This window comes from Phytohabitans houttuyneae (assembly GCF_011764425.1).
In the GTDB taxonomy this organism is placed as follows: Bacteria; Actinomycetota; Actinomycetes; order Mycobacteriales; family Micromonosporaceae; genus Phytohabitans; species Phytohabitans houttuyneae.
The window spans coordinates 1,003,063-1,015,849 of the sequence record NZ_BLPF01000001.1 but is presented as its reverse complement, the minus strand read 5'-3'; the positions used below and the strand labels follow the sequence as shown (position 1 = coordinate 1,015,849).

The window sequence follows — 12,787 nt, the reverse complement described above, 5'->3', positions numbered from 1 at the left end:
GGTTTACTGGAATTTCCAGTAGTGCCGCGCTCGTGACGGCATCCCTCCCGGTCCTCGCGTCCGGGAGGGATGCCCGTAACTGGGGGACGCCACGTGGATCAACGCCTTCTTCTCATGCACCAAGTGATGCTCGGCGACCGACCCCGGCTAAGGGCGTACGACCGCGCCTTGGAGCAGGCGGTCAAGCCGGACGACGTGGTCATCGACGTGGGCGCGGGCACGCTCGCCCTGTCGCTGCTCGCCCTCCGGCACGGCGCCGGCCACGTGTACGCGATCGAGGCCGACCCGCAGATGGCCGAGGTGGCCGAGCGCGTGGTCAAGGCCAACGACCTCACCGGCCGGGTCACGCTGATCCAGGGCGACGCCCGCGCGGTGCGGCTGCCGGAGCGCGCGGACGTCCTCGTCGCCGAGCTGATGGGCAACCTCGGCCCGGAGGAGGCGATGTCCGAGGTGGTCGGCGCGGTCGCCCGGCGCAACCTGCGGCCCGAGGGCCGGGTGGTGCCGAGCCGGCTGCGCACCTGGCTGGTGCCGGTCCAGTTCGACAACGAGGGCTGGGGCCTGTGGCAGGACGACTTCTTCGGGTACCGGCTGGACGCCGTCGCCGAGGACGCGCTCGCCGAGGCACACATGCACTTTTTCCAGCGGGAGCCGGCGCTGCTCGCCGACCCCGTGGCGGTGGTGGACAGCAGGCTCGGCGGCCCGCCGGCCGACCCGCCGCGGCTCGCGCGCGTCCCGGTGACCCGGTCCGGGCGGCTGGACGCCATCCTCGGCTACTTCAGCGCCGACCTCGGCGACGAGACGCTCGCCAACTTCCCGTCGTACCCGGGATGCAACTGGGCGGTGTGGGTCTGGCCGCTGCGACACACCACTGTGGAGGCCGGCGACGAGGTCCGCATGCAGATCCGGCCGCCGGCGCGCGGGCAGGCGCGCCTGGCCACGCAGTGGCGGCTCGACTGCGGCATCAACCGCCAGGGGAGGTAGGCAATGCACTTCTCGGCAGGCTCCGTGCGTGACATCCCGGTCCGCGCGTTGAAGCTGTGCGGGCTCACCTGGACCGGCCAGTTCCTCTGGTTCTCCGAGGCCGTGTCCAACCAGATCATGGCGCTCGACCCGTACACCGGGAAGGTGGAGCACCGGGTGTCCTGCACCGGCGTGCGCACCGATCTGACCACTGTGGATGGAAACCTCGTCCAGGTTGTCGGCAAGGAGCGCGCGCTGCGGGTCATCGACCCCGAGGACGGGCAGGTGATGGCCGAGCTGCCCAACCCCCGGCCGGGCAACCTGCTCTGCGGCCTGGAGGCCACCGGACACGGGATCTGGATGGGGTACGAGGACCTGCGCATCGTCGACCTGCGTGACAAGCGGACGTTCGAGCTGCTGGAGACGTACCGGGTGCGGCACCCCATCGCCGGCCTCACGGTCTCGGACAGCTACGTCGTCTACGCCGACCACCACGCCGGCACGGTCAACATCCTCGACCTCGACGCGCGGCGCGACGTGGCCTCGTACTCGGTGGCCGGCAACCCCACCGGCGTCACCTGGGACGGGCGCCGGATCTGGTACTGCGACTTCACGACACTCCAGCTCAGAGCGATCGAGGTACCGGGCATAACGAAGGGTTGAGTGCCGTGCCGACCAGGAGAGCGCTAGCCGTCCGGGCGGTGTACGTCTGCGCGGTCGCCGCCGCCGTCCTCATCCCCGCCACCTTCGGCGCCCTGGCCCGGACAGTGTTCCGGGGCCGGGCCGCCGGCCGCCGTCACCTGTACCGCCGGCTCGTGCACCTGGTCACCGTCCTGGGGCCGACGTTCGTCAAGGCCGGCCAGGTGCTCGGCACCCGCCGCGACGTGCTGCCCGCCGCGCTCTGCGACGAGCTCTCGGTGCTGCAGGACAGCGTGCCGCCGCTGCGCCCGGCGGAGACCGCGCGGGCGCTGCGCGAGGCGTACGACGACCCGGACGCCGTCTTCGCCGAGTTCGACACCGAGCCGGTGGCCAGCGGCAGCGTCGCCTGCGTGTACAAGGCGAAGCTCCACTCCGGACGCGAGGTCGCGGTGAAGCTGCGCCGGCCGGACGTGGAGCGCCTGATGACGCTCGACGTCACGGTCATCCAGCGGGTCGCCGCGGTGATGGCCCGCCTGCCGGTCATGCGGGACCTGCCGGTCAACGACGTGATGCGGCACATGGGCGGTGCCGTGCTGGGGCAGCTCGACTTCGCGCGCGAGGCGGCGAGCCTGCGGCGGCTGCGCGCCAACCTCGCGGTCGTACCCCGCGTGTGGGTGCCGCTTGTCCACCTCGAGCAGTCGCGGCCGCGGTGCATCGTCATGGAGTTCATCCCCGGGCTCGACGTCGACGCCCCCCGGCGCTGCAGCCCGGCCGCGCGGCGCCGGTTCGCCGCCTCCGGACTCACGTCCATCTACCAGATGCTGTTCGTGGACGGGTTCGTGCACTGCGACATGCATCCGGGCAACCTGTACTTCACCGAGCGCGCCCAGGTGGTCGTGCTCGACGCCGGCTTCAGCGTGCAGCTGACCGAGCGGCTGCGCCGCCTCTTCGCCGAGTTCTTCATGAACATGTCGATCGGGCGCGGCGACCGGTGCGCCGAGATCGTGCTGGAGAGCGCGGAAGGGCTGCGCGACAACGCCGACCCGGAGGGCTTCCAGGTGCGGATGGCCGACCTCGTGCACCGCAACCACAAGGTGCCGGCCAAGGAGTTCAGCCTGATCGCGTTCGCGAGCGAGATGTTCGACCTGCAGCGCAAGTTCGGCGTCCACGCCGCTCCCGAGCTGATCTTTCCCCTGCTGTCCCTACTGGTGATTGAAGGGACCGTCCGCGAGCTGGACCCCGACATGGACTTCCAGGAGACGGCCAAACCGGTACTTATGCGTGGGCTATTCGGCCATCGCAACGCCGCGTGAGGGATGCGGTAGGCGAGACCGAACACTATTAGTTACGATAGCTGGGTGAGCAAAACCAGCACGGGTACGCGACGTACCTACAACCAGTACTGCGGGCTCGCGTCCGCCCTCGATGTTCTGGGCGAACGCTGGACCCTGCTGATCGTCCGGGAGCTCCTGATGGGCCCCAGGCGCTACATCGACCTGCTGAACGACCTCCCCGGTCTCGGGACCAACCTGCTCGCCGAGCGGCTCAAGTCCCTGGTCGACCGGGGGGTGGCCCGGCAGGTCCACCTGCCCAGCGGCGGTGCCCGCTTGGCGTACGAGCTGACCGAGGTGGGGCAGGAGCTCCGCCCGATGGTGCTCGGGCTGGCCAAGTGGGGCATGGAGTTCGTCGGGGCGTATTCGCCGAACGAGGTCGTCCGCCCGCACTGGGGCTTCCTCGCCGTCGAGGCGATGCTCGACCAGGAGCGGGTCCCCGGTTTCGACGAGGCGTACCAGTTCGAGGTGGACGACGAGATCTTCCACATCGACGTGCGCGACGGCGATGCCAGGGCGCTCAAGGGTCCGGCCGAGTCGCCCGCGATGATCGTCCGAGTCGACGCCGCCACATTCATCGAGATCGGCGCCGGGCAGCAGACGCCCCTCGCCGCGATGGTGACCGGCCGGCTGAAGATGGAGGGCGACATCGAGGCGGTGCTGCGCTGCTGCGAGCTGCTCGGGCTGGAGGCCGGCGCGATGCGGCCGCTGTCCGCGGCGGCGGGGCGGGAGTAGCGGCAGCTACACGGCATCGCTGACCGCCGACATGGCGAACCCGGCCACCCGCAACGGTGGCATCGCGGTGCGCGGCGTGCTTTCGTCGTGCTCGCGGGGCAGCGTCGGTTCGGTACGGCCGGCCTCGCGCACCCGGGCGAGCACGTCGAGCGGGCTCGCGTTGAAGCGGAACGGGTTTGTCGCGGCGCGTACCTCGCCGTCCTCGACAAGGTAGACGCCGTCCCGGGTGAGCCCGGTCAGCAGCAGCGAGCGGGGGTCGACCTCGCGCAGGTACCAGAGCGAGGTGACCAGCAGGCCGCGCGCGGTCCGGGCGACGAGCTCGTCCAGCGTGCCCACGCCGCCGCCCTCGGCGGAGAGCACGAGGTTGCCGATCTCCGGAGCCGCCGGCACGCCGCCCGCGGCGACCTGCCTGCCGCCCACGAGGGTGGAGAGGACGCCGCGGTCGATCCAGCCGGTCCGGGTCAGCGGCAGCCCGTTGTCGTACACGGAGGCGGCGCCGGTGCCCCGCGCGACCGTGAACGGCGCGCACTCGAGCCCCGGCTTGCGCGGGTCGCTGTGCAGCGTGAGCGGCGCCGGTGCCAGCCGCTCGCCGGCCCGGGTGCCGCCGCCGTCCGCCGCGAACACGGTCCGCCCGTCCAGGGTCGCCCGCGCGTCGGCGGCCTTGTAGAGGCGGAGCATCAGGTCGGCGACGCAGGAGGGCGTCAGCAGCACCTCGTACTCGCCGGTGGGCAGCGCCACCCGCCGGCGCCACCAGCCGAGCCGGCGGCGCGCCCCGTCGTACGCCGCGTCGAGGTCCAGCTGGGACAGTTCGCGGGCGGTGGTGCCCGTCCAGGTCGACGCCGTCCCGTCCGTGGACCGGACGGTGTGGTCCAGCAGCGCGCTGGACTCCTCGTGCCGGCGGCGCAGCCCCGCCGACGAGGCCACGTACGTGGTGCGGGTGCGCTGCTCGGCGTACCCATGGAGGGAATGGCTGGCGGCCGCCGCGGACCTGAAGGAGGCCGCGAGCCGTGCGGCGAACGTGGGCAGCCCGCCCGCGGCCGGTGCGGCCGGTGGCCGGGCCCAGCCGTCACCCTCGTCCGTGGTGACCGGCGGCGGGGGTTCCGGCTCGTCCCCACGGCCGCGCGCGGCGTCCGCGGCGGCGACGATCGCGGTGACCGCCTCGCCGGTCAGGGCGCCGGAGACGGTGGCCACGCCGGGCGGCCGGCCCGCGCCGAGAGCCACCACGGTCAGCCGGCGGTCGTCCGCGATGCCGTTGGTGGTGAACGCGTTCCGCGCCCACCGGACGTGCGCGGAGGAGACCTCGTCGAGGATCGCCACGACCTCGGTGCCCCGGGCCCCGGCGGCGGCCAGGGCGGTCTCGACCACCTCCCGGGGGTCACGGCGCGGCCGTCCCGGTGTTGACCACGCGCACGCCGCCGAAGAGCGTGGCCGGGCAGCCGTGGCTGGTCGCGGCGAGCTGGAGGGGCTGTCCCTTGCCGCACTGGTCGGCGCCGAAGACCCCGTACGTGTCCGGCCCGCCGACGCCGCGCAGCGCGCCCCAGAAGCCGGTGGTGTCGCCCTGGTACGCCACGCCGGCGAGCTGGCCGGCCAGCCGGCCGTGGCGGATCCGGTAGCAGCGCTGGGCGGTGAACTGGAAGCTGTGCCGCCGGGTGTCGATCGACCACGCGTCGGAGCCGACGAGGTAGATGCCGTCCTCGACGCCGGCGATCAGCGCGCCGGTGCCGGGGCCGCCGGTGGCCGGGCGGAGTGAGACGTTCGGCATGCGGGGCAGCGGCACGTGCGTGGCGGACTCCGCGTAGGCGCAGCCGGTGGAGCGGCCGGCGCCGGTCCGCGCCGCGGTGCGCCGGTCGTGCTGCAGCCCGGTGAGGACGCCGTCCCGGACCAGGTCCCAGGATCGCGCCGCGACACCCTCGTCGTCGTACCCGACGGTGGCCAGCCCGTGCGCCGACGTGCGGTCCGCGGTGACGTGCATGAGCGGGGAGCCGAAGCGGAGCGAGCCGACGTCCTCCGGCCGCACGAACGTGCCGCCCGCGTACGACATCTCGTGCCCGAGCGCCCGGTCCGCCTCGGTCGCGTGCCCGACCGTCTCGTGGATCGTCAGCCACAGGTGGGAGGGGTCCATCACCAGGTCGTACCGGCCCGGCTCGACAGGGGTGGCGCGCAGCTTGGCGGCCAGCTCCTCGGGGACCGAGGCGAGCTCGGCGTCCCAGTCCCAGCCGTCGCCTTCCAGGTACTCCCAGCCGCGGGCGGTGGGCGGGCCGAGCGTGCGCAGCGCGGCCCGTGCGCCGGTGCGGGGGTCCTCGCCGAACGCGAACAGCACCGGGTGCACGCGTACCCGCTGCTGCAGCGCGGTGGTGCCGGCGAGGTCGGCGTAGAAGGTGTTGTCCTGGACGGTCGAGAGGTACGCCACGACGGTGCGCACGTGCGGGGCGCGCAGCAGCCGGGCGCTCCAGCCGGCGAGCACCGCGACGCGGTCGGCCTCCGGCAGATCGAAGGGGTTCGTCCGGTACGGCGAGACCCAGGTCGCTTCGGGGTACACCGGCTCGGCGGCCAGGTCGGCGTCGCCGCCGGGGCAGGCCTTGGCGAGCGTGACCGCCCGGTCGACCGCGGCCGCGGCGGCCCGCGGGGTGAGCTCGGGTACCGCCGCGAAGCCCCAGCCGCCGCCCCAGAAGACGCGTACGCCAAGCCCGGTGCGGGTGGTGTCCTCGCTGCCGCGCACCGCGCCGTCCGCGACCTCCAGGCGGGCCGAGCGGACGCGCTGGATGCGGCAGCTCGCGTACCCGCCGCCGAGCGCGCGGGCGCGGGACAGCGCGGCGTCGGCCAGCCGGTGCAGGGGAGGGCCCGAACACCTCGTCGATCGCATGCCGCGCCGCGGGTGCCGTCGGGCTCACCGTCGAGTACACGCCTCTCCCGTCGCCAGCGGGTCTTGACTGCGCACAATCGTCGCGGCTGGCGAGGGGCCCCTTCCACTCCGAGCTTGCTTTTCCGATAGTGAGAAGGCGGCGAACGGTCGGGAAGCGGACAAAAGTCGTCCCGCGCGACCCGGGCTGTCCCGGCCCTGCGGCCGGGTTTTCCCTGGTAAGTCGTGCCCCCGGTGGGATTCGAACCCACACTGTCGGAGGTTTGAGCTCCGTTCCTCTGCCGGTTGGGATACGGGGACGACGGTCGGGTCGGGAACTGACCGCGACCAGACTACCCACTACGCTGATGGCGGCGGCACCCGACCGGTCGGAGTGTCGGGGCAAGGTGAGGGGTAGGGGTTCGTGGCCGACACGCAGGCGGGTGCCGAGCGCAGGCGGGTGCTGATCGCCGAGGACGAGGCGCTGATCCGCCTGGATCTGGCCGAGATGCTGGTCGAAGAGGGCTACGACGTGGTCGGCGAGGCCGGCGACGGCGAGACGGCCGTGCGCCTGGCCCTCGATCTCAAGCCCGACCTCGTCATCCTCGACATCAAAATGCCGATCATGGATGGACTGGCCGCCGCCGAGCGGATCGCGGGGGAGCGGGTGGCGCCGGTCGTCATCCTCACCGCGTTCAGCCAGCGCGACCTTGTGGAGCGGGCCCGTGCAGCCGGCGCGATGGCCTACCTGGTGAAGCCGTTCCAGAAGAGCGACCTTGTGCCGGCGATCGAGATCGCCCTCTCCCGGTACCAGGAGATCGCCGCCCTTGAGTCCGAGGTGGCCGGGCTGACCGACCGCCTGGAGACCCGAAAGGCCGTGGAGCGGGCCAAGGGGACACTCATGACCACATACGGGATGACGGAGCCACAGGCTTTCAAGTGGATTCAGCGCACCGCGATGGACCACCGGATGACCATGCGTGAGGTGGCTGAGCGGATTTTGACCGAGACCCCGAGCGAGGGCTCTGAGCAGCCAAAACAGTAAAGCTTTATGACAGCGTTATCGTCAGACCGAGCACGCTACGTAACGGTTTCGTCAACTGCTCCGCCAAGCCCTTACGGGCTGCCCGCCTGGTGGGATAACGTCCCCGCGCAGACCGAGATAGCGGTCGGGCTCGTCTGTCCCGCAAGAGCCAATCGGCAGCGGGTGGTTCGGGCCATTTGATGGAGGAGGGTTCGAGCCTTGAGGCAGAAGCTCGCGCGGGCGTTCGGTGGCATCGCCATCGCCGCGCTCGTATTCGGTGGCGCCGCGTGCCAGGCCGGGGAAGACGACGGCGGGGACAGCGGTAGCGGTAGCAACGCCGCGTGTGGCATGAAGATCGGCTTCTTCGGCGCGCTGACCGGTGACGCGGCCGGCTTGGGTATTCACATGCGCAATGGCACCAAGCTCGCCATTGACCAGTACAACAAGGAAAACGCAGACTGCACCGCGGAGCTGGTGGAGTACGACTCGCAGGGCGACCCGGCCAAGGCGCCGGCCCTCGCGACGCAGGCCGTCGGCGACCAGAAGGTCATCGCGGTCATCGGCCCCGCGTTCTCGGGTGAGTCCGAGGTCGCCGACCCGATCTTCCAGTCGGGCAACCTGCCGACCATCACCCCGTCCGCGACCCGCCCGAGCCTGAGCACCAAGGGCTGGAGCGTCTTCCACCGCGGCGTGGGTAACGACGAGTCGCAGGGCCCGGCCGCCGGTCGGTACATCAAGAACGTGCTGAAGGCCGAGAAGGTCTACGTCGTGGACGACCAGTCGGCGTACGGCGCTGGTCTTGCCGACGAGGTCAAGAAGGTCATCGGCACCCCGGTCGGCGAGGACAAGGTCCAGGTCAAGCAGACCAACTTCTCCGCGGTCGTGACCAAGATCCGTAACTCCGGCGCCACGGCGCTGTTCTTCGGTGGCTACTACACCGAGGCGGGCCTGCTGCTCAAGCAGCTCAAGGGTGCGGGCTGGCAGGGCACGATGATCGCTGGTGACGGCGTCAACGACGCCAACTTCATCACGGTCGCCGGCCAGGCGGTGGCCGAGGGCACGATCCTGACCTGCCCCTGCGCGCCGGCCACGGCCGCCAAGGGCACGTTCGTGACCGACTACAAGGCCGCGTTCGACAACGCCGAGCCGGGCACCTACGCGGACGTGTCGTTCGACATCACCAAGATCGTGCTCGAGGGCCTGAAGGACGGCAAGGCGACGCGTGCCGACATGCTGTCCTGGATCAAGGCCTACAACAAGGCGGGTACGGCCACGGGTGTGACCTACAAGTTCGAGAGCAACGGCGAGCTTGACCCCACCCAGGTCATCGTCTGGGCGTTCAAGGTGCAGGCCGGAAAGGTTGTTCCGGACGTGGAGATCCCGAAGGCCTGACGGCCGATCGGGTCACCGAGTCAAGTGGGTGCGGCCGGGAGCAGGCGCTCCCGGCCGCACCTGACTATGCATACTCTTTCCCCTGGAGCACTACTTGGACTTCGACGGCTTGCTGCGGGACTTCCCCGACCTGACCACCACAGGCCTCGAGCAGGGCGCCATCTACGCGCTCGTCGCTCTTGGCTACACGCTGGTGTACGGTGTCCTGCGCCTCATCAACTTCGCGCACTCCGAGGTCTTCATGATCGGCACGGTTGCCGCTCTGGGGACCTGGCAGGCGATTGGCTACAACCAAAACTCATCTGTCAGCGGGATCGGGACCGTCCTGCTCCTCCTCCTCGCCGGCCTCCTAGCCGCCGTGGTGGCCTCCACACTGACCGCGGTCGCGGTGGAACGGGTGGCCTACCGGCCGCTCCGCCGCCGCAACGCCCCACCTCTGGCGTTCCTGATCACCGCGATCGGCGCGTCGTTCGTCCTCTTCGAGGCGGTCGGCCTCTTCAGCGACGACCTCGGCATCGGCGGTGAGCGGGGACCGTTCGGGATGGTGGACGTCATCGCCTCCAAAGACGTGATCAATATTGGCGCGTGGCACATCACCAACACGCAGCTGCTGGTGATCCTCTCCGCGGTCGGCATGCTGGTCGCCCTCGACCTCTTCATCAACCGCAGCCGGCTCGGCCGGGGCATCCGCGCGGTGGCTCAGGACCCGGACACCGCGGCGCTGATGGGCGTCAACAAGGACCGGGTGATCCTGCTCGTCTTCGTGCTCGGCGGCATCATGGCCGGCGCCGCCGCCCTGCTCTGGAACGTCACCTACGCCTTCAGCCGCTTCGACGTCGGCTTCCTGATCGGCCTGAAGGCGTTCTCCGCGGCGGTCCTGGGCGGCATCGGCAACCTGCGCGGCGCGCTGGTCGGCGGCCTGCTCCTCGGCGTGGTGGAAAACTACGCATCCGGATTGTTCGGCGGCGAGTGGAAGGACTTCACCGGCTTCGTCGTGCTCATCGTGCTGCTGATGTTCCGGCCCACGGGCCTGCTGGGCGAGTCGCTCGGGAGGGCTCGGGCATGAACGCACACGTCGAAAAGGTCAGGTCCCGCGGAGCCCGGATGCGTGCGCGCTGGGACAACATGCCGCGCCAGGTGCGCTGGGTCGCGATCATCGCGTTGCTCGTCTTCCTGTACCTGCTGCCCAACCGCTGGTTCTACATCAACCTCTGGTACTTCCGCACGATGGAATCGGACATGGCCACGGTCCTGTTCGAGACCTCGTTCTTCGTCCTGCTGGCGGTCGGACTCAACGTCGTGGTCGGCTTCGCCGGCCTGCTCGACCTTGGATACTTCGGCTTCTTCGCGGTCGGCGCGTACACGGTGGCCCTCCTCACCTCACCGGAGAGCCGCTTCGACATCGGGTGGCCCTGGCTGGCGGCGGTGCCGGTGGCGATCGCGGTCACGATGCTCTCCGGCGTCATACTCGGCGGTCCGACACTTCGATTGCGCGGCGACTATCTGGCGATCGTGACGCTCGGCTTCGCCGAGATGATCCGCCTGTACGCGGCGCGCAACGAAGGCATCGCGAACGGGCAGCGCGGCATCCCGGAGATCCCGCACCCGGTGCCGGGCGTGAAGGGCAGCGACGGGCAGTCGCTGTTCGGGGTGGTCGACGCGCGGCCGTACTACTGGCTGACGCTCACGATCATCATCTTCGTGATCCTCGGCGTGCGAAACCTCGCCCGCAGCCGGGTCGGGCGGGCCTGGGTGGCGATCCGCGAGGACGAGGACGCGGCGCAGATCATGGGCGTGCCCACGTTCAAGTACAAGCTGTGGGCGTTCGCGATCGGCGCGGCGGTGGGCGGCCTCTCCGGTGCGCTCTTCGCCGGGAAGCAGAGCTTCATCAACTCCGACAGCTTCCAGCTGACCAACTCGATCCTGGTGCTGGCCGCCGTCATCCTGGGTGGCGCGGGCAACATCTACGGCGCGGTGGTCGGCGCGTTCATCACCTGGTACCTGCCGGAGTGGGTGCGCGGCATCGGCGGTGTGATCGGCCTTGAGATCAACGTCGCGGAGTACCGAATCCTGATCTTCGGGGCCGTGCTGATCATCATGATGATCTTCCGGCCGCAAGGCATCCTGCCGAGCAGACGGCGGGCGGCGGAGTTCGCCGACCGGCGTCAGGAGGCGGCACCGACGGAGGCGAGCACATGAGCGACACCGCTCCGGACACGACGACGCCGGCTGCCACACCACAGCGGGAGGCGCTGCTCGAGGTCGATCACGTCACGCTCCGCTTCGGTGGCGTGGTCGCCCTCAACGACGTCGACTTCACGCTTTACAAGGGCGAGATCCTCGGCCTGATCGGACCCAACGGCGCCGGCAAGACCACCTGCTTCAACGCGATGACGGGTGTGTACACGCCGACGCAGGGCGAGATCCGGTTCAAGGGCGAGCGGGTCAGCGGCCGTGCTCGGCACCGGATCACGCGGATGGGCATCGCCCGCACGTTCCAGAACATCCGGCTCTTCCCCGAGATGACCGCCCTCGAAAACGTCATGGTCGGTGCCGACGCGCACCACAAGGCCAGCGTGATCTCGGCGCTCTTCCGGCTGCCGCGGTTTTGGAAGGAGGAGCGCAGCGGGCGCGACAGGGCACACGACCTGCTCCGCTTCGTGGGCATCGAGCGGCCGGGCGAGCTGGCGCGCAACCTGTCGTACGGCGAGCAGCGGCGGCTGGAGATCGCCCGGGCACTGGCGACCAGCCCGACGCTGCTGTGCCTCGACGAGCCGGCCGCCGGCTTCAACCCGGCGGAAAAGGACTCGCTGCTCAAGCTCATCCGCAAGATCCGCGACACGGGCGTCACGGTGCTGCTGATCGAGCACGACATGCGGCTGGTCATGGGCGTCACCGACCGGATCGTGGTGCTGGAGTTCGGCAAGAAGATCGCCGAGGGCCTGCCCGCCGAGGTTCGGGACAACCCCGCCGTCATCGCCGCGTACCTGGGAGTGCCGACCGATGCTGCTTGAGATCGAAAACCTGACCCTGCTGTACGGGCGGATCCAGGCCCTGCACGGGATCAGCCTGCACGTCAACGAGGGCGAGGTCGTCGCGCTCATCGGGGCCAACGGTGCCGGCAAGACCACCACCATGCGGGCCATCTCCGGCCTCCGCCCGGTGGCGAGCGGAAAGATCCTCTTCGCCGGCCAGGACGTCACGAAGATGCGGGCCGATCTGCGCGTGATCCGTGGCATCGGGCAGGCGCCCGAGGGCCGGGGAGTGTTCCCGGGCATGTCGGTGCAGGAAAACCTGGAGATGGGCGCGTACACCCGGCGCGACCGGGGAGGCATCGCGCAGGACCTGGCGATGGTGTTCGACCTGTTTCCGCGGCTCAGGGAGCGGCAGCGGCAGGCCGGCGGCACGCTTTCCGGCGGCGAGCAGCAGATGCTGGCCGTGGGGCGGGCGATGATGACCCGGCCCAAGCTGCTACTGCTCGACGAGCCTTCGATGGGTCTGGCGCCGATGCTGATCCAGCAGATCTTCGAGATCATTACCCGGATCAACGAGCAGGGCACCACGGTGCTGCTGGTGGAGCAGAACGCCCAGCAGGCGCTCTCTCGGGCCCACCGCGGCTACGTGCTGGAGACCGGGTCGATCGTGAAGGAGGGCAGCGGGCAGGAGCTCCTCCACGACCCGGCGGTCAAGGAGGCGTACCTGGGCGTCGCCTGACGCTTGTTGCGCAGGGGCCTGTTCGCGGGAGTTCTGCCGGTAGCTACCGGCGGGGGCTTGCGGGCAGGCCCTTTCGCGTTTCGCGGGCCCGTCGCGCTCTGCGGCGCTCGTGCTTGGCGACCAGACCTGGACAGCCGCGAGCGGTGAGTGCAA

The 12,787-nt window shown here is 70.5% G+C and carries 12 protein-coding genes and 1 tRNA gene; 10 read left to right on the top strand and 3 right to left on the bottom strand.

Annotated features, from left to right (window positions below):
• Window positions 1–126 precede the first annotated feature (126 nt).
• From Phou_RS04745 to Phou_RS04730, 4 genes are read left to right on the top strand one after another with little or no spacing between them, the layout of a single operon-like run.
• Window positions 127–981, top strand: a complete 855-nt coding sequence (locus tag Phou_RS04745) for a class I SAM-dependent methyltransferase (protein ID WP_246273726.1) — start codon at window positions 127–129, stop codon at window positions 979–981.
• A 3-nt stretch (window positions 982–984) separates the two neighbouring features.
• Window positions 985–1,623 carry an NHL repeat-containing protein gene (locus Phou_RS04740; RefSeq protein WP_173053874.1) on the top strand — a complete coding sequence of 213 codons (639 nt, stop codon included), beginning with the start codon at window positions 985–987 and terminating at the stop codon, window positions 1,621–1,623.
• Window positions 1,624–1,628: 5 nt separating this feature from the next.
• The gene (locus Phou_RS04735; RefSeq protein WP_173053872.1) at window positions 1,629–2,912 is read left to right on the top strand and encodes an ABC1 kinase family protein; all 1,284 of its coding nucleotides are present in this window, start codon (window positions 1,629–1,631) and stop codon (window positions 2,910–2,912) included.
• A 45-nt stretch (window positions 2,913–2,957) separates the two neighbouring features.
• Window positions 2,958–3,665 (top strand): winged helix-turn-helix transcriptional regulator, encoded by a 708-nt coding sequence (locus tag Phou_RS04730; RefSeq protein WP_173053870.1) that lies wholly within the window; start codon window positions 2,958–2,960, stop codon window positions 3,663–3,665.
• A gap of 6 nt (window positions 3,666–3,671) precedes the next feature.
• On the opposite strand, the gene Phou_RS04725 is transcribed toward Phou_RS04730, so the two are convergent.
• From Phou_RS04725 to Phou_RS04715, 3 genes are all read right to left on the bottom strand, one after another.
• On the bottom strand, window positions 3,672–5,030 hold the full coding sequence (locus tag Phou_RS04725; RefSeq protein WP_173053868.1) for a metallopeptidase TldD-related protein: 1,359 nt from the start codon (window positions 5,028–5,030) through the stop codon (window positions 3,672–3,674).
• A gap of 10 nt (window positions 5,031–5,040) precedes the next feature.
• Entirely contained in the window at window positions 5,041–6,528 is a 1,488-nt protein-coding gene (locus tag Phou_RS04720; protein WP_173053866.1) for a TldD/PmbA family protein, read from the bottom strand.
• Window positions 6,529–6,751: 223 nt separating this feature from the next.
• Window positions 6,752–6,825 (bottom strand) — tRNA-Leu (locus tag Phou_RS04715).
• Between the two features lie 103 nt (window positions 6,826–6,928).
• Here Phou_RS04715 and Phou_RS04710 point away from each other — a divergent pair.
• The 6 genes from Phou_RS04710 to Phou_RS04685 all read left to right on the top strand — a co-directional run bounded on the left by Phou_RS04710 (window position 6,929) and on the right by Phou_RS04685 (window position 12,634).
• Window positions 6,929–7,549, top strand: coding sequence for an ANTAR domain-containing response regulator (locus Phou_RS04710; RefSeq protein ID WP_173053864.1), 621 nt, complete (start codon window positions 6,929–6,931; stop codon window positions 7,547–7,549).
• A gap of 198 nt (window positions 7,550–7,747) precedes the next feature.
• Window positions 7,748–8,920 (top strand): branched-chain amino acid ABC transporter substrate-binding protein, encoded by a 1,173-nt coding sequence (locus tag Phou_RS04705; protein WP_173053862.1) that lies wholly within the window; start codon window positions 7,748–7,750, stop codon window positions 8,918–8,920.
• A gap of 94 nt (window positions 8,921–9,014) precedes the next feature.
• Window positions 9,015–9,986 carry a branched-chain amino acid ABC transporter permease gene (locus tag Phou_RS04700; RefSeq protein WP_173053860.1) on the top strand — a complete coding sequence of 324 codons (972 nt, stop codon included), beginning with the start codon at window positions 9,015–9,017 and terminating at the stop codon, window positions 9,984–9,986.
• Window positions 9,987–10,024: 38 nt separating this feature from the next.
• Window positions 10,025–11,119 carry a branched-chain amino acid ABC transporter permease gene (locus tag Phou_RS04695; protein WP_218578744.1) on the top strand — a complete coding sequence of 365 codons (1,095 nt, stop codon included), beginning with the start codon at window positions 10,025–10,027 and terminating at the stop codon, window positions 11,117–11,119.
• Window positions 11,116–11,934 (top strand): ABC transporter ATP-binding protein, encoded by an 819-nt coding sequence (locus Phou_RS04690; RefSeq protein ID WP_173053856.1) that lies wholly within the window; start codon window positions 11,116–11,118, stop codon window positions 11,932–11,934. Before Phou_RS04695 ends, Phou_RS04690 begins: the two co-directional genes overlap by 4 nt.
• Entirely contained in the window at window positions 11,924–12,634 is a 711-nt protein-coding gene (locus Phou_RS04685; protein WP_173053854.1) for an ABC transporter ATP-binding protein, read from the top strand. The genes Phou_RS04690 and Phou_RS04685 overlap by 11 nt, the downstream gene beginning before the upstream one ends.
• The last annotated feature ends 153 nt before the right edge of the window (window positions 12,635–12,787 follow it).